Consider the following 20,898-nt stretch of genomic DNA (forward strand, 5'->3'; position numbering starts at 1 on the left):
GCCGGATGTGCGGCGCGCGGCCGGGTCACCGCCGCGCGTCGGCGCACGCCCGGGCGCACTCGCGGCACGCTTTCTCGCACCCCTTGAACGCCGCGCCGTCGAGCTTCCCGCACGCGGCGGCGCACTCCAGGCACAGCTTCTCGCACAGCACGCAGGCGTCGCCCGCGAGGAGCGACTTCGCGGTGCTCAGCTCGGCGCACAGCAGGCACGCCCGCGAGCACGACACGCAGAGCGCCTCGCACGCCCCGTGCTTCTGCTCCGCGGCCAGCTTCGCACTCGCCTCGCACGCGGCCGCGGCCGCCTTACACGCGTCCACGCACTTCGCCGGGTCGGGCTGCTTGACCGCGGCCGGCGGACCGAACCGGCCGCCGGGGGCGCCGGCACCGAACGGCCGCGGCACGAACCCGGTTTTCTCACCAGCGAGTTGCGAAGCGACCGACTTCGCCCGCGCCGCGACGAAATCGGCCGGGCTCATCTGACCGCCGCCGAAGCCGCCCGGTCCGAAGCCGCCCGGCCGCGGGTTCGCCTTCACCTCGCGCGCGACCGGCTCCTTCACCGCCGACTCGCACGCCGCGATCACCTTCGCGACCCGGCCCGGCTCGAACGCCGACTCGCCGAGCTTCTTGTACAGCCCCAGGTACGCGGCCTTGATCTCGGGCACCGCGAGGAGCCGGTCGATGAGCTTGTTGTCGCCGCCGTGCGGGTGGAGGACGCTGGCGTCGGCGAGTTGCGCCGGCTGGCCGAACGGGAAGAACGCGCCGAAGGCGTGGTCCGCGTCCCACGGCATGAACGCGAACTTGTTCGACCCCGGGTCGAGGTACACGACGTAGTTGTGACCCAGACCGATGAAGCTGTCGTAGTGCGACAGGAACGACACCGACGCGAGGAACCGCAGGAACCCGTCCACGTCGAGGTAGTCGCCGACCTCCTTCTTGAAGGCCGCGTCGTCGGCCCTGTTGACGAGCCTGGTGAACGCGATCAGCCGCGCCTTCTGGGCGTCGGTCGGCTCGTCCTTCGGCCCGTAGCGGTCGGCGTAGGGCGCCCAGTCGTCGCCGAGGTACTCGAACCCGGCCGGGAGCTTCTCGGGCTTCAGCAGCATCCCCTTCCCGCTCTTGAAGTGCCGCTTCAGGAACGTCTTGTCGATCGGCTCGGCCGCGGTGTACACGCCGAGGAGCTGGTGGTCGTACTTGCCGGGCACGTGCAGCGACAGCTCGACGAAGGTGGTCCGCGGGGCGGGCACGCCGGCGGCGCGGAACACGTCGTAGGCCGCGGCCTCGCGCACCCGGGTCGCGTCCATGACGTTGTTCGCGAGGCTCAGCGCCTTCAGCCCGCGGTACTGCTCGCCCTCGGTGTACCGGTTGAAGTCGAGCCGGAACGGCCGCTTGGCGTTGTTCGCCGACATCATGTACGTGCCGTTTCCCTTGAACCGCACGCCCACGTCGATCAGCGTGTCGTCGGCGAACGCGACGGTGCCCTTGGCGTAAGGGAACTCGTAGCTGAACTTGAAGTTCTGCGGGCGACCGGCACCCCCGCCGCCCGGGGGGCCGAACCCGGGCGGACCGCCGCCCTTCGGCTGCATCGCCTTCCAGTCGTCGGCCGACAGCCGGACCTCGGCCCTCCACACCCTTGTGGTTTCGAGCAGCGTGGCAGCGGCCTGATCGGTGTCGGGCTTCGCGTCGCCCGGCGGTGCGGCGCACGCGACGGGCGCGGCACCGAACAGCGCCGCGCTGAGCAGGACATAGCGAGTCACGGGTTCGACCTCGAGGGTCCGAGCGAGTTGGAACGCGAGAGGAACCGCCAGCGTAGCATTCGAGCGATGAAGATTGCGTGAGGGTAAACGCCCGCGGCCCACCCGGTTTTCGGGTGGGCCGCGGTGGGGTGTTGGTCCCCGGCGGGCCGGGGGTGGTGTGGCGTTACAGCGCCTCGACGTTTTCCTTGGCGGCCCACTCGCGGAGCTGCTTCATGCCGCGGACGTTGATCTGCCGCACCCGCTCCTTCGTGATGCCGAAGTGCTGGCCGATCTGCTCCAGCGTCATCTCCTGGGAGCCGTCGAGCCCGGTCCGCATGCGGATCACTTCCCGGGTGCGGGCGTCCAGGTGTTCCAGCAGCTTGGCGACCCGGGACTTGGCGGCGTCGGCGGTGGCCAGCACCTCTTGCTCGTCGGTCCGCACGTCGGCCTTGGCCTCGAACAGCTCGTCGTGGCCGGTCATGTACCGCTGCTTGTGGGTCTTCGAGTCCGGGATCGACCGGGCGAAGTTCTTCATGATCGCCCACGTCGCGTAGGTGCTGAACTTGAACCCGCGGCCGTAGTCGAACTTCTCGACCGCCCGCATGAGCGACAGGTTGCCGTCGCTGACGAGGTCGTCGATGCTCTCGCCGCTGGCCAGCTTCATCTTCGCCTGGGCGTAGACGAGCCGCTGGTTGCAGCTGATGAGCAGGTCGCGGCACTTCTTCACGCCGTCCCGGAGGTTCTCGACGGCCACGAGTTCGTGGACCCGGGCCCGGGCCGGGTCGATCGTGCCCTGGAGCTTGTGCAGCTTGTGCTTCAGGAAGTTCATCTTCCGGAACACGTGCTGCTCCTGCTCCTTGGAGAGCAGCGGCCACTCGTACAGGTGCATCATCTGCGGGGGGACGTCCTTGGGGGGCGTCTTCCCGGCTCGCTTGGCTTCGAACTCGGCGTTCCCCGGCATCTCGGCGAGCATCGCGGCCTCGCGAGCGGGGTCGTCGAACTCGGCGTTGTAGATGTAGTCCACGCTCGTATTGACAAGTTCCTTGGCCCGGACCTCGTTGACCACCCGATACATGCTCGAGCGGGTCCGGCCGAACTGCTTGGCGATCGTTGTCACGGTGTCCTCCACGGCGTCCCCCGAGAGCTTGGCGTGCCCCCGGGCCAGGTCGTGTTGCCGCTTGGCCTGGAAGATCTGTTCCTTGGCGACGACCGAGAGCGGCCCGGCGGCGGCGGGAAATAGTGCGCCGTCCGGGTGGCACCGATCGAAGTTCTTGATCGTGTACCGGATCGCCTCGGGGCTGCGGCCGAGCCGGGCCGCGACCTTCTTGCTCACCTCGGTGAGCGTCAGTCCCGAGTCCCGCAACTCTCGTGCCTGTTGGAGAATGCCGTCCTTCTCCTCGTCGCTCAGGTGGCTGAACTTCGCACCCTTCGCGACGAGCGTCGGGTGGTCGGCGATGAACCGCTCCACGGCCACCCGGGGGAACCCGAGCTGGCTGCGGCCGTTTACCTTGACGCGGCGGGACGTGAGCCCCTTCACCCGCCACCGCGAAATCGTCTTCGTCGACACGTTGAACCGCTTGCTCACCTCTTCGAGGGTGAGCATCGGCTCGACGGTCTGCTCGATCGGCGTCGCCGGGACCGACCGCTCGACCCGCCGGGCGAACAGCTCGAGGTCGTGCCGCAGCGCGTCGCCGGCGATCAGCAGGTCCGCGTGGGCGTCGGAGCGGAAGTCGGTGAGCCGGAAGCAGACGTACTGGTAGGGGTACGGCCGCGCCGGGTCGATCTCGGCGAGCAGCTTCAGGGCGGCGGCGACTTGCGCCCGCCGGCGGGCCGGCGGGGCGAACCGCGTCTGCTGCTCGGCCAGGTTCTTCAGGGCTGTGGTCTTGAACTCGCTCACCGGCTCCTCCCGGCCGCGGACCGCGTCCGCGATCTGTCGTTCATCCGGGAACGGGGTCCCGGGGTGTTTGGTCGAAGTTCCGCTACCTCGTGATTCGCTCGACCCGCGTATCCGTTTCGCTACCGGAAATACTCCCTGATTCGCGTGCCCTTTCCTCAAGTTGAGGGGGGCGAATGCCGAAACAGGTTTCAGGCTTGCGTACCGTCCTGTAGTTGGATACATCACCTCGGCAATCGGGTTCGCTCTTTCGCCGAACCCGGCCCACCAGGGGCAATCCGCACTGTTCCGTCGAATCGGACACTTAGTGCCCGCGTTCTCGGGTTCGTTTGGATCGTGCCGGTCGTGTTCGTCGGTGCGATTCGCGAGGTCGTCAAGGGCAATTGCACTTCACTTGCCAAACCGCGTGCGGGTTCGCGTCCCCGACCCGGCACGGATCGTTTCCCCTGATCTCATCGCGAGTTACGCCGCCGCGTATTTTCAGATTTCCCGCCCATTGCGGCCCGAGGGGCCTCAATTCGGTAACCGGTACTGGTCGCTTTTACACGTCCCCTGTTCGTTGTTGCAACCGGGGTGTTCGTTCTTCCCGCGGGTCCGATAAAGCCCGCACGCGCGGTGCAATTTAACTATTCCGCACAACTTTCGGACCGGCGGGCCAGAAGCCGCGTATCGGAGCCGATTTGCTCACAAACTCGGCGTCACACGCGCTAAACTAGCTGAAGTTTGCGACTGGGCCGGAACGTTCGTTTGAGCCCGCCGAGCCCCGCCCCGACCCCATTCATAGACGCGCCATGCCCACAACACACACCCGCGGTCGGATCGGTCTCGCACTGACCTGTCTCTGGCTGATCGGAGGGGCGGCCGCGGGTCAGGACGCGGCGGTCACGCTCCAGGAGAAGTTCGACCCCGGGCACGCGTCGAAGGTGGACGTCGCCGTGAAGCTCACGGGGCGGCTCGCGGTCCCGCTTCAAAAGGGGAAGGCACCCGAGCTGGTCACCCTCGCCGGCACCAGCCGCGTGACGTACGAGGAGCGGGTGCTGCCGCCGGACGAGGCCGGGACCCTCAAGGCGGTCCGCGGGTACCGCGAGGTGGAGTTCGGCCGCACGCTCGGCAACGCCACCCAGGACGCCGGGATCCGCCCGTCGGTTCGCCGCATGGTCGTCATCAAGACCGAGAACCGCCGCGCCCCGTTCTCGCCCGACGGTCCGCTCACCTGGGGCGAGATCGACGTCGTCCGCACCGACGTGTTCAACCCGGCGGTGGTCCCCGGCCTGCTCCCGGGTCGCCCCGTGAAGAAGGGGGACACCTGGAAGGTGACGCCGGCGGCGGTCGCCGAACTCACCGACATGGAGAAGATCGAGGCCGGCGACCTCACGGTCGAGTTCGTCGGCACCACCGAGATCGGGAACCAGCGGATGGCCCGGCTCCAGATCACCGGGACGGTCCGCGGCGTGAACCAGGACGGCCCGAGCCGCCAGAAGCTCGACGGCACCGCGTACTTCGACCTCGGGGCGGCGACGCTCGCGTACCTCTCGCTGAAGGGAACGCACGAACTGCTCGACGGGTCCGGGCAGGTCGTCGGGCGGATCGAGGGCCAGTTCACGATGACCCGGGCGCGGCTCGACAAGCTCCCGCCGGACCTGTCGGACGCCTCGCTCCGCGGGCTCGAACTGCGGCCGAACGCCGAGAACACGCTGCTCCTGTACGACGACCCGCGGCTCGGGGTTCGGTTCCTCTACCCCCGCGGGTGGCGGGTCGGGGCCGTGCAGGGGAAGCAGGTGACGCTCGACCACGCCCGCGGGTCGGGGGTGCTCATCACCGTCGAGCCGACCGCGAAGGTGCCGACGGCCGCGGATTACGCGAAGGAGATCAACGCCTTCCTCCAGAAGGAGAAGGCGACCCTGGGGGGCGTCGACGCGCCGACCCGCGTGCGGGCCGAGCCGGTCCAGCTCGACCGCTTCGGGATGGACGCGACGTTCGGGGCCGACAGGGTCCGGCTGGAGTACGCGGTGCTGGCGCAGAGCGACGGCGGCGTCACGCTCGCCGCCCGCATCCCGGCGGCCGACGCCGACGCGCTCAAGCCCGAGGTGGAGCGCGTCATCCGCAGCCTGTCGGTGACGAAGAAGATCGAAGAGCCCGCGGGGAAGTGACGCCGAAGAGAGAAGAGTGTTTATCCGCAGATTACACAGATGGACACAGATTTTCAGACAGAGGACAGAGGACAGAGGACAGAGGACAGAGGATAGAGGAGCGTATGGCTCTTGCATTGATCTCTGACTTCTGTTCTCTGTCCTCTAATTTCTAATCTGTGTCCATCTGCGTAATCTGCGGATAAACAATCATTCACTCTTTCCTCTCACGCCGGCAAAGACACCTTCAACTCCGCGGCGGTCTTCGAGATCAGCTCCCACGTCCCGTCCGGCACGGCGATGCCGTCCACCAGGCGCTTCGCCTTCGTGTTGCGCTCGGGGTCGCCCGGGAGGGTGATCGCCCCCGCGCCGGCGGCCGTCGGGCACGACCGCACGTAGCTCGTGAGCCCGTCGGACTCCTTCAGGAAGTGCTCGGTGCCGCCGAACAGCGCCGGGTTGTACAGCACGAACACCGCGGCGTTCCCGGCCCCCGGCAGCGGGAACGCGGGGTTGCTGCACGACCCGCCCGACAGCCCCCCGCACAGCAGGTCGAGGAGCAGGCCGAGGCCGAACCCCTTGTACGCCTGCGAGCCGCCGAACGGCACGAGGCTGCCGCGGGGCTCGTTGTAGAGCACGCTCGGGTCGGTCGTCGGCTCGCCCGCGTTGTCGATGAGCCACCCGTCCGGGCACGGCTGCTTCTTCTGGAACTGCGCCCGCACCTTCCCCTCGGCGGCGGCGCTGGTGCCGAAGTCGAGGACGACCGGGTCGGTCGAGGTCGGCGCGCCGAAGCAGATCGGGTTGGTGCTGATGCGGCCCTCGGTGCCGCCGGGCGGGGCGACGCGGCGGCCCGAGCCGTGCGAGTTCACCGCGGCGAACAGCGCCATCTTCTCGCGGGCGGCGAACTCGGCGTACTCCCCGAGCCGGCCGACGTGCCCGCACTGCCGCAGCGTGCCGGCCGCGACGCCGAGCGCCTTGGCCTTCGGGAGGAGCTTGTCGAGCAGCCGGTACGCCTGCACCTGCCCGAGCCCCCAGTTGCCGTCGGCGGCGACGACCGCGGGCGTCTCGTTGATGACGGTCAGCGGCACCCCGGCCTTGAACGTGCCCTTCTTGAGGAAGTCGATGTACTGCGGGATCCGCATGACGCCGTGCGAGTCGTGCCCGCACAGGTTGGCGTCGACGAGGCTGTTCGAGACGACCGCGGCGTCGGCGGCCGGCACGCCCGCGGCCTCGAACAGGGACCGGGCCAGGGCGGTGAGCGTCGCGGCGGAGTGCGTGGGCATGGGGAGTCGGTTCTGGTTGGGTGAGTGGTTGGGCGCAGTGACGTGTCGCTCGGGTTTGCCCTCTCCCCTCTGCGGGAGAGGGTGGCCGCGCTTCGCGGCCGGGTGAGGGGTCAAGCGCCAACCTCCCGTTGAGCTTCACCCCTCACCCGCTCGCAGAGCCCTGCTGCCCTCTCCCGCTAAGGAGTGAGGGAGAAAACCGTTGGCGACGCGTGGTAACTCCCACCCTACAATCAACGTCACCCATCGTCAGCCCCAGCGAGAGCGCCCATGTCGTTCGAAGTCCACATCGCGCCGAACAAGGCCGGCGAGCGCGCCGGCGACGTGTACGAACTGACCGACGCGGCCAGCACGGTCCGGGCCGAGGTGTGGCCGCAGTGGGGGTTCAACTGCCTGCGCTGGCAGCTCCGCCAGGACGACGGCCGCTGGGCCGACGTGCTGTTCACGATGCCCGACTGGGAGTCGAACCCGGTCCCGACGCGGAGCGGGCACCCGATCCTGTTCCCGTTCCCCGGCCGGCTCCGCGACGGGAAGCTCCCGTTCGAGGGCGGCACCTACCAGCTCGCGCTCACCGACAACACGAAGCAGCACGCGATCCACGGGTTCACCCCGCGGAACCCGTGGCGGGTGGTGGAGTGGAACGGCGGCCCCGACTCGGCGTACGTGACCGGCGAGTTCACGCTCTCGAAGGACTTCCCCGAGGCGCTCCCGACGTGGCCCAGCGACTTCACGCTGACCGTGACGTACCGGCTCCGCCGCGACGCGCTGCGGGTCGAGGCGACGGTGACGAACCTCGGCGACAAGCCCCTGCCCTTCGGCCTCGGCTACCACCCGTACTTCCGGCTCCCGGGGGTGACCGACGCGGACGTCGGCGGGCACGTCCTCCAGGCGAACATGGGCGAACTGTGGGAGGCCGAGAGCAACCTCCCCACGGGGAACCGCGTCCCGGTGCCGGACGCGCTCGACTTCCGCGAGCCGAAGCCGGTCGGGGCGGTGCAGCTCGACCACGTGTTCACGGCCCCGCCCGAGGCGGCCCCGCGGGTGAGCGGGCTGAGCCAGCTCGCCGTCCTGTCGCACCCCGACGCGGCCGGGTGCGTCCAGTTTTTGGTCGGCGCGGGGTTCCGCAATCTGGTACTCTTTACCCCAGCCCACCGCCACGCGATCGCCATCGAACCGTACACCTGCTCGGCCGACGCCTCGAACCTCGCGGCCCGCGGCGTGCCGTCGAACTGGCTCACCGTTCCCGTCGGCGGGCGGTGGTCGGAGCCCGTCGAGTACCGCTGGGTGCCCGGGGAGTTGTGAGGCGGGTTCACCCGTGGCGTTTGCCAGGGTGACGTTCTCGCACTAGAGTTGGCAGTCCGGCGAGAACCCGCCGGCCCGCCGAGGGTTTGGGCATGCAGGGTAAAATCGCCCTGAAGAAGTACAAGTTGCTCCAGGTGCTCGGGCGCGGGAGCAACGGCGAGGTGTACCTCGCCGAGCCGCTGGCCGACCCGCAGCACCGGGTCGTGGTCAAGCGCGTCCACCCCCACATGACCCAGCACCCGAAGTTCGACCAGCTCTTCGAGGCCGAAGTCAAGTCGATGGCGGGGTTCGCGCACCCCTACGCCGTGCAGTTCATCGAGGCGTCGCTCAAGGACCCGATCGGCCCGTGCCTGGTCATGGAGTACGTCCCCGGGAAGACCCTGGAGGACGTGCTGGAGGCCACCCGGGTTCTCGACGTGTACCGCACCGGCACCCTGCTCGGGTACTTCTGCCACGCGCTCCAGGCCGCCCACGACGCCGGCATCATCCACCGCGACCTGAAGCCGGCCAACGTGATGGTCGTCGGGGCCGGCGCGGTGGGCGAGTCCCTCAAGGTCATGGACTTCGGGTTCGCCGGGTTCGCCGCCAAGCCGCACCTCCAGCTCGCCGAACTGACCGGCGAGGGGCCGATCCACGCCATCGGCACCCCGGCCTACGTCAGCCCCGAGATGATCCGCGGCGACACCGTCGACTGGCGGAGCGACCTGTACTCGGTCGGCGTGATGCTCTACGAGATGCTCACCGGCCGGCTGCCGTTCACCGACGACAGTCAGGACGACCTGCTCAACGCGCACGTCAACCGGCCGCCCCCGAAGTTCTCGAAGGTGGGCGTGACGAACGTGCCGCCGGCGGTCGAGGCGACCATCATGTTCGCGCTGTCGAAGTTCCCCAACGAGCGGCCGCAGTCGGCCCACGAACTCGCGGACATGTTCGGCCGCTCGCTCGGCATCGACCTGTGGACCATGACCGCCCCCGCGGGGTGGGAGCCGATGCCGATCGCGGCCGAGATCGCCGACGAGCCGGCGGCCGCCTCGAAGCTGCCGCCGGACCCGTTCCGGGTCGAGGAGCAGTTCGAGGTGCTGATCCCCGAGCGGATGATCGCGGCGAAGCTGAAGGGGTTCAACGACGACTACGCCGGGTTCGTGGTGGCGAGCGAGCCCGGGGTGATCCGGCTGCACATCGGGTTCCCCGGGGGCAAGCCGCCGGGCGGGGTGCCGGCGCACGCGCAGGGCGGGACCGGCGGCAGCGGCATCCTGAGCTGGTTCCGCACCGTCCGCAAGCCGTCGTTCCCGGCGGGCCAGGAGCCGATCGAGGTCGAGCTGAACCTGGAGAAGCCGGACCCGTCGCAGGCCCGGATGAACGTGCGGGTCGTGTTCCGGCCCGTCGACGGCTACAAGCCCGCCAGCGCCCGCACCTGGCGGCCCCGCTGCGAGGCGCTCTTCACGGCGCTGCGGCGGTACTTCTGACCCAGTTGGGCTATTGGCTAAGAGCGGAACACGTGGAGCATTGGCGCGTAGCAGAACGCGATCCGCTTGTACCAGCCGTTCGGTGGCAGCTCGGCGCGACGCGGCGAATCCAACCTGAACACCACAGCACCACGGTACTCGCCCTCTTCGCCGAGTGCGGGTAGCTCTGAAGACCGCGCAGTGAGGAACGGTTTAATCGTCACCAGATCTGCATCGTTCAGGAACGCCGCCACGAGTATGTAAGCGGTCCTTTCCCGTAACCCCATCTCCCTCCCGGCTCCAATCTGTGCCTCGATCAATCGATCAAGTCGCCAGCGGATGTCCACCCCACACCCTCCTCAACCACCGCAACCGCGGGGTCATGACGGTCACGACACGCACCCAAGATGTTCGACCTCACTTCACCAGCCGGATGGCGGTACCGTCCCAGTCGGGTTCGAAGTCCTCGCGCTTTTCAAGGTGGGCCTGGCCGTTCGCCGGGTCGAAGATGACGACCCCCTCCGGCACCGCCGCGCGCACCACCACCGCGTGGCCCGTTTCGCGGCCCTTCACGTGCGCGATGAACGGCCCGCCGCGGCGCACGCACTCGTCGTAGGTCGTCGGCCCGGCCTCGACGCGCCACCCGTGCGCCGCGGCCTTCTGGTCAAGCGCGAGGCTCATGCCCTGTGCGTCGGCCCCGAGGAGGGACGTGCCCGACAGGTACGCCATTTCCCCCTCGCTCGCGGGGATGCGGGCGAGCCCGAGGAGCATCACGGCCGCGGTCGGCGAGCACGTCGTTGCACTGGTCTGCTGGAGCAACCCCAACGAGTCGGGGACGCGGTGCCACGCCTGCGGGGCAGCGAACCGCCACCACAGCCGCCCGCTCGACTCGATCTCGGCCAGGAGCAGTGCGATGACCCCGATGCTGCCGATGAAGCCCGAACTCATGCTCCGGCCCGGGACGGACCACACGCACCCGAGCAGGAAGTTCGCGACCCAGCACAGAAGGCACGTCAGCCCGCCGAGCTGGAACCCGATCCGCTCGAACCGCATCGGCAGGAGCCGGTACGCCGACGCGACCCCGAGCCCCAGTGCCGCAAAGGCGACGAGCAGCGCGGCGGCCCGCACGGCCCGCGGCCACCGGCGGAACCGGGTGCCCAGCAGGAACAGGGCGACGCACAGGACACCGGGGAGGAGGAACGCCGCCACGTCGAGGGCCAGGGGCCGCAGCATGAACACCCTTTCTTCTCCAGGGAACCGCGGGGGGCGACGGTTGACACATCTCCACCCGCCCCTAATCATAACCATTCCTTTGCTCCCTGGGCGCAGCGGGCCGGCGCGAACCCCACCCGGCCCGCAGACTGTCTCGACTCCGGTCGGTCCCGGAGCCGACCCCCGCAGCCAAACAAGGACGCTGACCGATGACCTCGTCCGACCCGACGCCTCAACCGGCCGATGCCACGTCCCCCGTCCCCGAGACGCCGCCGACCCCGCAGCCCGAAGCCGCTGCCCCCCCGAGCGAGTCGCCGGCCGCGCCCGCGGCCGAGCCCGAGGGCGGGACCGCACCCGCGCCCGAAGTCGGGACCGCACCCGCAGCCGCGCCCGCCGGCGACGCCCCGCCGGCCCCCGCGCCGGCCCAGGAGCGGAAGACGGTGATGCTCCCGGCGCTGCCGCCGCAGCCGGTGCCCACGGTCCCCCCGGCCCCGCAGCCGCACGACCTGTCGCGGATCGCACAGGACCTGCAGATCCGGAAGGCGCAGGTCGAGGCCGTCGTCCAGTTGCTCGACGAGGAGAACACCGTCCCGTTCATCACCCGGTACCGCAAGGAGCGGACCGGCGGGCTGAACGAGGAGGTCATCGGCCGCATCCAGGACCGGGTCCAGAACCTCCGCGAACTCGCCAGCCGCAAGCAGACCATCCTCAAGAGCGTCGCCAACCAGGGCCGGCTCAACGACGGGCTCACGCAGGCGATCCTCGCGGCCGAGAGCCCCAAGCGGCTCGAGGACCTGTACCTGCCGTTCAAGCCGAAGAAGAAGTCGCTGGCGACCGAGGCCCGCGAGAAGGGGCTCGGGCCGCTGGCCGAGGCGATCTGGAACCGCGACCCGGCCGTCGCCAACCTCGCGGACGTGGTTCCGGGGCTGGTCGACCCCGACAAGTGGCTGCTCAACACCGACGACGTCCTGGCCGGGGTGCGGAACATCCTCGCCGACATGGTGTCCGACGCGGCCGACGTCCGCGGGCCGCTCCGGGCCTTCACCTGGGACACCGGCCTCATCGCCGCCGTGCGGATCGAGACGCTCCCCGAGGGCAAGGGGAAGGAGTACGAGCCGTACTTCAACTTCAAGGAGCTGGTGAAGGAGATCCCGCCGCACCGCGTCCTGGCGATCAACCGCGGCGAGAAGGCCAACGTCCTCCGCGTGCGCGTGGACACCGACGTGGTGATGGCCAACGAGATCGCGCAGTACCACCTGGGGGTCGCCGACCACCCGCACCGCGAGCTGCTCACCGAGGTCGTCAAGGACGCGCTCGAGCGGCTCGTGCTGCCCGGCCTCGAGCGCGAGGTGCGCCGCGAACTCACCGAGCGGGCGCAGGACCACGCGGTCCTCGTGTTCGCCAAGAACCTCAAGAGCCTGCTGCTCCAGCCGCCGCTCCGCGGCCGCAAGGTGCTCGCGGTGGACCCCGGCATCCGCACCGGGTGCAAGCTCGCGGTACTCGACGAGACCGGCAAGCTCCTCGAGGACGCGGTCGTGTACCCGCACGGCCAGAAGAAGGGCCAGGCCGACGCCAAGCGGAAGGTCGAGCAACTCGTCCGCAAGCACCAGATCTCTGTGGTCGCCATCGGCAACGGGACCGGGTGCCGCGAGACCGAACAGCTGGTCGCCGACCTGATCGGCGACCTGGAGCACCGGCGGCTCAACCCGCCCCCCGCGGTCCCCGCCGCGACCAGCGAGACGAGCGCGACGCCGGCCCCGGCCGGCCCGCCCCCGGAGGCGGCCGCCCCGGTGCTGCCCGACGTGCCCCCGCAGTCCGAGAGCATCGTGTCGTCGCCGGCCGGGCTGCCCGGGGGCGAGAACTCGATCAGCTCCGTCGTGGTGCTGACGCAACCGTCGGTCGAGACCGTGGGCGGCGGGCACACGGGCGAGTCGGTCACCACCGGGTCGCCGTCGGAACCGGTCATCGCGGTCGAGAACGCGGCCCCGGCCGCCCCCGCACCGGCCCCGCCGAGGGAGCCGCAGATCAGCCTCGAAGGGCTCCCCGAGGCCCCGACCGATCTGGCGTACGTGATCGTGATCGAGGCCGGGGCCAGCGACTACTCCGCGAGCCCGATCGCCCGCGAGGAGTTCCCGGACCTCGACGCCACGACCCGCGGCACCATCAGCATCGGCCGCCGGCTCCAGGACCCGCTCGCCGAACTGGTGAAGATCGACCCGCAGCACATCGGCGTCGGCCTGTACCAGCACGACGTGAAGCAGAAGCACCTCAAGGAGTCGCTCGAGGTCGTCATCGGGTCGAGCGTGAACACCGTCGGCGTGGACCTGAACACCGCGAGCGTCCCGCTGCTGCGGCACGTCTCGGGGCTGAACCAGCTCGTCGCGCGGGAACTGGTGACCCACCGCGAGCAGAAGGGGAAGTTCACGTCCCGGGCGCAGCTCCAGGAGGTTTCGGGGCTGGGCGAGAAGCGGTTCACGCAGGCCGCCGGGTTCCTCAAGATCTCGGACGCGGCCGACCCGCTCGACGCGACCTGGATCCACCCGGAGAGCTACGGCGTCGCCCGGCAGGTGCTCGCGGACCTCGGGTTCGCCCCCGCCGACCTCCGCGACCGGGCGAAGCTCGACGAGATCCGCGCCAAGCTCGGCACCCTGAACGTCTCGGAGGTCGCCGCCCGCCTGAACGCCGGCGAGCCGACGGTCCGCGACATCTTCGACGCGCTGGCCCGGCCCGGCCGCGACCCCCGCGAGGACCTGCCGCCGCCGATCTTCAAGAAGGGCGTGCTCAAGCTCGAAGACATCTCCGCCGGCATGGAACTGAAGGGGACGGTGCTCAACGTCGTCCCGTTCGGGGCGTTCGTGGACATCGGCCTGAAGGAGAGCGGGCTGGTCCACATCAGCCAGATGGCGAACCGGTACATCAAGAGCCCGTACGACGTGGTGGCCGTCGGCGACGTCATCACCGTGTGGGTGATGGAGGTGAAGCCGGGGGAGAAGAAGATCTCGCTGTCGATGATCCCGCCGGGCCAGGAGCGGCGGCCGGGCGGTCCGGGCGGCGGCGGCCGCGGCCAGCAGCAGGGCGGCCCGCCGCCCCGCGAGCGCGGGGAACGCGGCGAGCGCGGCGACCGGGCCGAGCGCGGCCCGGCCCCGCAGCAGCAGCCCCAGCAGCAGGGCGACCGCGGGTTCCAGGGCCGCGGTCAGGGACAGGGTCCGGGTCAAGGCCAGGGCGGCGGGTTCCAGCCGCGCGGCGACCGTCCGCCCGGCGGCGGGTTCCAGCAGACGCGGGGCCAGGGGCCGTCGCGGTTCGGCCGCGCCGCCGGCGGTCCGCCGCGGGGGGCCGGGCCGCAGTCCGCACCGCAGCAGGGCGGCGCTCCGGCGCAACCCGCCGACGCCCCGCCGCCCAAGCCCGCGGGCAAGCCGAAGCCGCTGCCGAACCTGACGACGGACAAGAAGACCGGAAAGGCTCCGCTCAACACGTTCGGGGAGTTGCTCGCGTTCTTCAAGAAGGAAGAGCCGAAGCCCGCCGAGCCGCCGAAGCCGGCCGAGGGCGGCGACGCGAAGCCCGAGGGCGAGCAACCGCAGCCGTGACGTCGGAGCCGGCCCCCGGAACGTGGGGCCGGACGTGAAGCACTCGGGGCCGGTGCGGGGCGACAGTGGTCGCCCCGCACCGGCCCCGTGCGTTGACGCCCCGTTCGGCCCGGGTCACGCCGTGGTCCCGGTGCCGGCCGCGCTTCCCCGGCCGGTGCCGCGCCACGTCTCCCGGGCGAACGCGATGAGCGTCTCGGCGTCGAGCGGCCGGACCGCCCGGCCCTCGCGGAGCAGCGCCGCCAACTCGCGGGCGAGCCGGTCGACCGCGGCGCGGCGGCAGACCGGGACCGCGGCCCGGCCGCCCAGCCAGTCGAGCAGCGCCGCCGGCCCGCGGCCGAGTTCGATCGCGCGCGCGATCAGCGGCGCGAGGGCGGAACCGGCCGGCCCGTCGTCGTGTGTCCGCACAAGAGCCCTCCCCTGCCCCGGGCGATTGCGGGTCTGGGTCCGCGCCGGGTCAGTGCATATCGACCTCGACCTCTACCGTGTTCGACGCTACCCCCCAGACGTCCGTTGTGTCAGCGGTGACCGGTCCCATGTCGGTCCCGTTGGTGTTCAGTTGGATCTCGAAACTGAACGTCCCGTTCGACGCGGTCGTCGTGCTCTGCCCCTGCATCGTGGGGACCCCGCCGAACGTCACGGTCCGGCCGGCCACGCTCTGGTCGTCGGTCACCTGGCCGGTGAACAGGAAGCGCCCGCCGCCGAGGTCCGTGGCGGCGAAGTTGATGATTTGCGGGACCGCATTCGTTTCGTTGTCGCCGATAACCATGACGGCCGATCCGGGCGTGCCGGGCACGATCATCGTGCCGCCGCTCCGCGAGTTGCCGACCTGGACGGTGACGGTCTCGTTCGGGTCGACCACGCCGTCGTCGATCGCGGTCACGAGCTTGTCGGCCGTGGCCGAGCCGGGGGCGAACGTGACGTTCGAGGTGATCGCGTTGAAGTCGCTCCCGGCCGTCGCCGTGCCGCTCACCACGAAACTGGCCGTCAGGCTCCCGGCGGTGCTCCCGCTCCGGGTGAACCGGAACACGCCGGTCGTCCCCGACTCGGTCGCGACCGCAAGGGTCGCGACGGTGACGGTGACCGCGGGGGTCGCGCGCTCTTCCAACGGAGTCAGGCTCAAGCGGGTCCGCAGGGCGTTCGGTGCCATCGTGTCTGACCGGGTGGAAACTCGAACCGCCTCCCGGCCGCCGTGACGGGGCGGCACGAGCGGGGGCGGTTCACCCGATCAATCGCGAAGCGGTGGCAAAAGGTGTCACGGACCGCGAGCCTATCGCAGTTCGTCTAGCGGCGGCGTGACGAGGCAGGGGTTCGGGGGGCGACGGGCGGGAGCCGGCACAGCGGGAAGAGAGACGACGTCCCGGAAATCGGCTCGGTCTTTGTAGGCGGCGAAAGCCCGGTTGTTCGTGAAGCTGTTGGGGGGACACCCGAGGCGGGCCGCCTCACGCAGGTACCCGACCGCCCGGGCGCGGCACTCCTCGCGGTCGGCCCCGAACCGGGCCGTGACGTGAGCGGCCGCAACGTAGAGGTTCGCGGACTCCGCGGGGTGCCGCATCACCGCCTCGATGTCCGCGAGCGACTCCGGTGAGTACGGGTACGTGTCGGGGTCCGCGACGCTCAGTTTGAGTCGACCCATCGCCCGGTTCAGCCGGGCGGGGAGCAGGTTCGGGTCGAGGGCCAGGGCCGCGTTGGCCTCGTCGATCCCCGACTGGATCTGCGCCTTCGAGCCGAGTTGGAGCAGGTCGTGCGCGAGGTTGTTGTGGACCCACGCGGGGGCGTAGCCCTGGCCCATGGCGCGCCGGTACCCCGCTTCGGCCGGGAAGTGGAAGCCGTCGAGGCCGTACGCGTACGCGAGGTACGCGCTCGTGCGACCGGAGGGGCTCGTGCGGTTCGCGGCCCCGAAGTCGCTGACGGCGGCCCCCGTGTCGCCGGTGCGGAGGTGGCGGAGCCCGCGGGCGAAGAACTCGTCGGCCGTCTTGGGCGTCGCCTCGAACGCCGCCTGCGTCGCGGCGATCGGGGACTCTTCCGGCACGGGCGGCTGCGCCCGGGGGAGCGCGAGCCACGCGGCCGCCACGGCCACGACCCCGGCGGCGGCCGCGGCCGCGCTGCGCCGGCGGCGGTGCCGGGCGGAGTACCGTTCGAGAGCCTCCCGCACGCGGCCGATGGGCGGCCGCCGGGCCGGGTCGATCTCCAGGCACCGGTCGATGAGGCGGGCCAGCGGGGCCGGGATCGGCACCCCCGCGGTGAGCGGGCGGCGGGCGGCGGTCAGGCGACACAGCAGGTCGGCCGCGACCGCGGCGGGCTCGGTGGCGGCGCCCGGCTCGAACGGCACCCGGCCCGCGAGCGCCTCGAACAGCACCACGCCGAACGAGTACACGTCGCCGGCCAGGGCGGAACTGTCCTCGCGGCCGCCGAGGACGACCCGGAGCTGCTCGGGCGGCATGTACGGGAGCGTGCCCCCGCGGCGGAGCAGCGCGTCGGCCCCCCCGGTCGCGAGGTTGAAGTCGATGAGGTGCGGCGCGCCGCCCGGCCCGAGGAGCACGTTCGTCGGCTTCAGGTCGCCGTGCGCGATCCCGCGGGCGTGGAGGTACGCGACCGCGTCGGCGAGCCGGGCGGCGATCGCGGCGACCGCGTCGGCGTGCGACTCGCGGCCGGTGAGGGCCGGCCGCGCCGCCCCGGCGACGGGCGGGAGGGCCGGGTCGCTCACCGCGGCGAGCAGCGCCCCCCCCGGACGGGCCGCCCGGGGCGCGGAGCGCCGCTTCGGCCGCGTCGCGGAGGGTGAGCGCCCCGACGTAGGGCATGCAGATGGCGAAGAACCCGCCCGCCGGCCGCGCCCACAGCACGGCCGCGATCCCCTCGTGGGCGATGGTGCCGAGCGTGCGGGCCTCGGCCGACCGCGACGGGGCCAGCTTGAGCACGACCGAGCGGTCCCCGGCCTCGGGGTCGCGGGCCAGGTACGCGCGGGCGAACGACCCGCGGCCCAGCTCGCGGACCACGGTGAGCTGCTCGAACGTGTCGCCGGGGCGGGGCCAGGCGGCGGCCGGCTTGGCCAGGAGGTCGGGGTGGTCGGCCAGGAGCCGGTGGCCGCGAATCACCTCGCGGATGTGCGACCGATAGGCGGGGAACCGGCCGCAGAACTGGTCGGCCTCGGGCACCTCGCCCGCTTCCTCGCGGACGCAGTACTCCTCGTACGCGAGGTCCACGACCAGTGACCGGAACGGCAGCAGGTCGGGGTGCTCGCGGAGGGCCTCCGCCGCGTCCGGCGCCGCACCGGCCCGCCACGCCCCCTTGAGGGCGTCGACGAGCGCGCCGAGCGCTTCGGGGGATTGGACCGGCTGGGCGAGCATGGCGGCTTCGGTTCGGGTCAGAGTCCGGCGAGATCCTTGAGCCTGCGGACGACGCGGTTCACGGTGCTGAGACTCACCCCGGTCATCCGGGCGATGTCCTCGTACCCGTGGCCGTCGCGGAGCAGTTCCACGATGGCCCGGTGGCCCGGTGGGACGTGCCGCAGGAGGTGCTCCCACTGCTCCCCGGCGATGGCCCACTGGCTGGGGCTCCCGGCCGGGGAGAGCGGCTCGCCGTCGGCCCGGGCCGGGATCGGCCGCTCGCGGCCCGCGCCGTGCTTCTGGGTCCCGAACCGCTGCCGGAACACTTCGATCACCTTATTGTACGCCACCTTCGTGAGGAACCCGAGGAGCGCGCCCTGCGAATCGAACGTGTACCGGTCCTCGGGGAGCGCGAGGAACGACGCCCAGACGTCCTGCACGAAGTCGAGGGAGTCGAACCGGCTCCGCAGCCCGTTGTGGAGCTGCCGCCGCACCGCGGCCCGGACGTACGGCCCGAACCGCCGGTAGAACTCGGCGCTGGCCTCGGGGTCGCCGGCCCGAACGGCGGCGACCAACTCGCGGATGTCGTCGGCCTCGTCCACGCCGTCCCCTCCGGCGCTCGCGGCGCCCCGTGCCGGGCGGCCCGCGCGGGCGGAAGGCGAACGCCGGTCGGGCGGGCCACGCGCTTCATCGTACCCCGGGGGCGCGGCGGTCGCGACCCTGGGGGACCGAGTTTATGACATATTAGACGGTCAAACGGAAGTGTCAACAGGTGCGCGTGCGGTCCGCAGCGGCGGTCACCCGTCGAGGACCGCCCGCACCTTCCGGGCCAGCCCGAACGGGGTGAACGGCTTCTGGAGGAACGCGGCCGCCGGCTCGACGATCCCGTGGCTGACGATCGCGTCGTCGGTGTACCCGCTCACGTAGAGCACCCGGAGCCCGGGGTGCCGGCCGCGGAGCGCCGCGGCCACCTCGCGGCCGCTCATCCCGGGCATCACGACGTCGGTCATGAGCAGGTGGATCGGCCCGGCGTGGGCGGCCGCGGCGGCGACCGCGGCGGCCCCGGCCGGGGCCTCGACCACCTCGTACCCCTGGGTGGTCAGCGCGAGCCGGGCCATCCGCCGCACCTGCTCGTCGTCCTCGACCAGGAGCACCGTCTCGGTCCCCTTGGGCACGAGGTGGACCTCGCCCGAGCCCGAACTCGGGGCCGCGCCGGCGGAGACCGGGAGGAGGATTTTGAACGTGGTGCCGATCCCCAGCTCGCTGTACACGCTCACGTGCCCGGCGAGCGCCTTGACGGCCCCGTACACCATCGCGAGGCCCAGACCGGTCCCCTTCCCGGGGCCCTTGGTGGTGAAGAACGGCTCGAACAGGTGGGCCTTCACCGCGTCGGACATGCCGGTCCCGGTGTCCGACACGGCCAGTTGGATGTAGCTCCCGGGCCGCAGGTCGGCGTACGGCGTCGGGTCGCCGCGGAGGCTCACGGCCCGGGTCTCGATCAGGAGCCGGCCCCCGCGGGGCATGGCGTCGCGGGCGTTCACCGCCAGGTTCATCAGGACCTGTTCGAGCAGGGTCTGGTCGGCCCGGACCAGCCCGGTGTTCGGGGCCAGGGCGGTCGTGAGGGCCACGTCCTCGCCGATGAGCCGCCGGAGCAGCCGCTCGGCCTCCGCGACCACCTGGTTCACGTCGAGCAACTGGGGCTCCAGGGGGGCCTTGCGGCTGAACGCCAGGAGCTGGCTCGTGAGCCCGGCGGCCCGCTCGCCGGCGGCCGTCATCTCCTCGACGAGTTCCCGCGCGGCGTCCCCGGGCGGGAGCCGCTCCAGGAGGATCTGCCCGTACCCGATGATGACAGTGAGGAGGTTGTTGAAGTCGTGGGCCACGCCCCCGGCGAGCCGGCCGACGGCCTCCATCTTTTGCGACTGCTGGAACTGCGCCTCCAGCCGCTTCCGCTCGGTCAGGTCCACGACCACGGCGGAGACGCGGACCGGGCGGCCGGCCGCGTCGCGGGTCGCGGTGGCGCTCACGTGCGCCCACACGACCGACCCGTCGGCCCGCCGGTACCGCCGCTCCGACTCGAAGGCGTCGGCCGCGCCCCCGGCGATCCGGGCGTACTGGCCACTGATCTCGGCCCAGTCGTCGAGGAACGCCAACTCCGCGACGGATCGGCCCGCGAGTTCCCCGGGCGGGTACCCGAGCATGCGGCAGAACGCGTCGTTGGCCCGGACGATCCGGCAGTCCGGCGACACCTCGACCAGGCCCACGCTCGTGGCCTCGAAGAACGCGCGGAACCGCTGCTCGCTGTCCCGGAGCGCCTGCGCGGCCCCCTTCAGGTCCTGCACGTCGCGGCTCACCCCGACGAGCCCGTGGACCGTTCCGGCCGCGTCCCGCATCGGGGTCTTGGTCGTCAGGTGCCACCGGCCCCCGCCCCCCTCCCGCGGGTCGGGAACCAGTTCCTCCTTGTTGACCACCGGCTCCCCGCCGCTCAGCACGCGGCGGTCCTCGGCGAGCGCCTCTCGGGCGTACCCCTCGGGGAAGAAGTCGGCCTCGGTCCGGCCGGCCACCGCGGCCCCGTCCGCGGCCCGGAGCAGGTCGGCGTGCGCCCGGTTGCTGACCGCGTACCGGCCGTCGGGGTCCTTGGTCCAGACGGCGACGGGGAGCGAGTCGAGCAGCGCCCGGAGGAGCATCTGCTCCCGCCCCAGGGCCTCGGCCCCGCAGCCGGTGCGGGTCTCGCGGGTGCGTACCAACTCGGTCACGTCCTCGACGCAATGGGTGATGAACGCGACCTCGCCCGCGGCGTCGAGGACCGGGGTGTTGACCGGGTTCCAGTGCCGCTCCTCGAACCCGCCGCCGCCGGCCTCCGGCAGGCGGATGTCGTACTTCTGGGTCGGCATCGCGTCGCGCGGCCGGGGGCCCAGCCCCCCGGCGCGCGGCGCCCCCCGGTTACGGGCCCCCCGCGCGGGCCGGGCCCCCCCGGCGGGCGGCGCCCCGAATACCCCCCCCCCC

15 protein-coding genes are annotated in these 20,898 nt (G+C 71.5%); 5 read left to right on the forward strand and 10 right to left on the reverse strand.

From position 1 onward, the window contains the following. Positions 1-25 precede the first annotated feature (25 nt). Both ACTIGN_RS22845 and ACTIGN_RS22850 read right to left on the reverse strand, forming a co-directional pair. Positions 26-1,750 carry a CotH kinase family protein gene (locus ACTIGN_RS22845; RefSeq protein ID WP_439628161.1) on the reverse strand — a complete coding sequence of 575 codons (1,725 nt, stop codon included), beginning with the start codon at positions 1,748-1,750 and terminating at the stop codon, positions 26-28. A gap of 163 nt (positions 1,751-1,913) precedes the next feature. Further along, on the reverse strand, positions 1,914-3,626 hold the full coding sequence (locus ACTIGN_RS22850) for a sigma-70 family RNA polymerase sigma factor (RefSeq protein ID WP_439628163.1): 1,713 nt from the start codon (positions 3,624-3,626) through the stop codon (positions 1,914-1,916). Positions 3,627-4,414: 788 nt separating this feature from the next. Between ACTIGN_RS22850 and ACTIGN_RS22855 the strand changes: the two genes are divergently transcribed. Then, the gene (locus tag ACTIGN_RS22855) at positions 4,415-5,773 is read left to right on the forward strand and encodes a hypothetical protein (protein ID WP_439628165.1); all 1,359 of its coding nucleotides are present in this window, start codon (positions 4,415-4,417) and stop codon (positions 5,771-5,773) included. A gap of 206 nt (positions 5,774-5,979) precedes the next feature. Here ACTIGN_RS22855 and ACTIGN_RS22860 read toward each other — a convergent pair whose 3' ends face one another. After that, the gene (locus tag ACTIGN_RS22860) at positions 5,980-7,032 is read right to left on the reverse strand and encodes an Ldh family oxidoreductase (RefSeq protein ID WP_439628166.1); all 1,053 of its coding nucleotides are present in this window, start codon (positions 7,030-7,032) and stop codon (positions 5,980-5,982) included. 267 nt (positions 7,033-7,299) lie between these two features. On the opposite strand from ACTIGN_RS22860, the gene ACTIGN_RS22865 reads away from it, so the two are divergent. Beyond that, positions 7,300-8,331, forward strand: coding sequence for an aldose 1-epimerase (locus ACTIGN_RS22865; protein WP_439628168.1), 1,032 nt, complete (start codon positions 7,300-7,302; stop codon positions 8,329-8,331). Between the two features lie 92 nt (positions 8,332-8,423). Continuing rightward, positions 8,424-9,797 (forward strand): serine/threonine-protein kinase, encoded by a 1,374-nt coding sequence (locus tag ACTIGN_RS22870; RefSeq protein ID WP_439628170.1) that lies wholly within the window; start codon positions 8,424-8,426, stop codon positions 9,795-9,797. 17 nt (positions 9,798-9,814) lie between these two features. Here ACTIGN_RS22870 and ACTIGN_RS22875 read toward each other — a convergent pair whose 3' ends face one another. Together ACTIGN_RS22875 and ACTIGN_RS22880 are read right to left on the reverse strand one after the other, a co-directional pair. Then, positions 9,815-10,123 carry a hypothetical protein gene (locus ACTIGN_RS22875; RefSeq protein WP_439628172.1) on the reverse strand — a complete coding sequence of 103 codons (309 nt, stop codon included), beginning with the start codon at positions 10,121-10,123 and terminating at the stop codon, positions 9,815-9,817. A gap of 70 nt (positions 10,124-10,193) precedes the next feature. Continuing rightward, positions 10,194-11,009, reverse strand: a complete 816-nt coding sequence (locus tag ACTIGN_RS22880; protein ID WP_439628174.1) for a cysteine peptidase family C39 domain-containing protein — start codon at positions 11,007-11,009, stop codon at positions 10,194-10,196. Between the two features lie 188 nt (positions 11,010-11,197). Here ACTIGN_RS22880 and ACTIGN_RS22885 point away from each other — a divergent pair, with 188 nt between their 5' ends. Further along, complete coding sequence (locus ACTIGN_RS22885) at positions 11,198-14,572, forward strand: Tex-like N-terminal domain-containing protein (protein WP_439628176.1); 3,375 nt, start codon at positions 11,198-11,200, stop codon at positions 14,570-14,572. Positions 14,573-14,686: 114 nt separating this feature from the next. Here ACTIGN_RS22885 and ACTIGN_RS22890 read toward each other — a convergent pair whose 3' ends face one another. The 3 genes from ACTIGN_RS22890 to ACTIGN_RS22900 form a co-directional block, all read right to left on the reverse strand. After that, the gene (locus tag ACTIGN_RS22890; RefSeq protein WP_439628178.1) at positions 14,687-14,977 is read right to left on the reverse strand and encodes a hypothetical protein; all 291 of its coding nucleotides are present in this window, start codon (positions 14,975-14,977) and stop codon (positions 14,687-14,689) included. A 49-nt stretch (positions 14,978-15,026) separates the two neighbouring features. Beyond that, positions 15,027-15,719 (reverse strand): Calx-beta domain-containing protein, encoded by a 693-nt coding sequence (locus ACTIGN_RS22895; protein ID WP_439628180.1) that lies wholly within the window; start codon positions 15,717-15,719, stop codon positions 15,027-15,029. Between the two features lie 120 nt (positions 15,720-15,839). Next, positions 15,840-17,276 (reverse strand): serine/threonine-protein kinase, encoded by a 1,437-nt coding sequence (locus tag ACTIGN_RS22900; RefSeq protein ID WP_439628182.1) that lies wholly within the window; start codon positions 17,274-17,276, stop codon positions 15,840-15,842. A 92-nt stretch (positions 17,277-17,368) separates the two neighbouring features. Between ACTIGN_RS22900 and ACTIGN_RS22905 the strand changes: the two genes are divergently transcribed. Then, entirely contained in the window at positions 17,369-17,686 is a 318-nt protein-coding gene (locus ACTIGN_RS22905) for a hypothetical protein (protein ID WP_439628184.1), read from the forward strand. 247 nt (positions 17,687-17,933) lie between these two features. Here ACTIGN_RS22905 and ACTIGN_RS22910 read toward each other — a convergent pair whose 3' ends face one another. Beyond that, positions 17,934-18,497: an RNA polymerase sigma factor gene (locus tag ACTIGN_RS22910; protein WP_439628186.1), complete on the reverse strand. Its 564-nt coding sequence runs from the start codon at positions 18,495-18,497 to the stop codon at positions 17,934-17,936. A gap of 195 nt (positions 18,498-18,692) precedes the next feature. Next, complete coding sequence (locus ACTIGN_RS22915) at positions 18,693-20,786, reverse strand: PAS domain-containing protein (protein ID WP_439628188.1); 2,094 nt, start codon at positions 20,784-20,786, stop codon at positions 18,693-18,695. Between the last annotated feature and the right edge of the window lie 112 nt (positions 20,787-20,898).

The organism is Gemmata sp. (assembly GCF_051859125.1).
Taxonomy (GTDB): Bacteria; Planctomycetota; Planctomycetia; order Gemmatales; family Gemmataceae; genus Gemmata.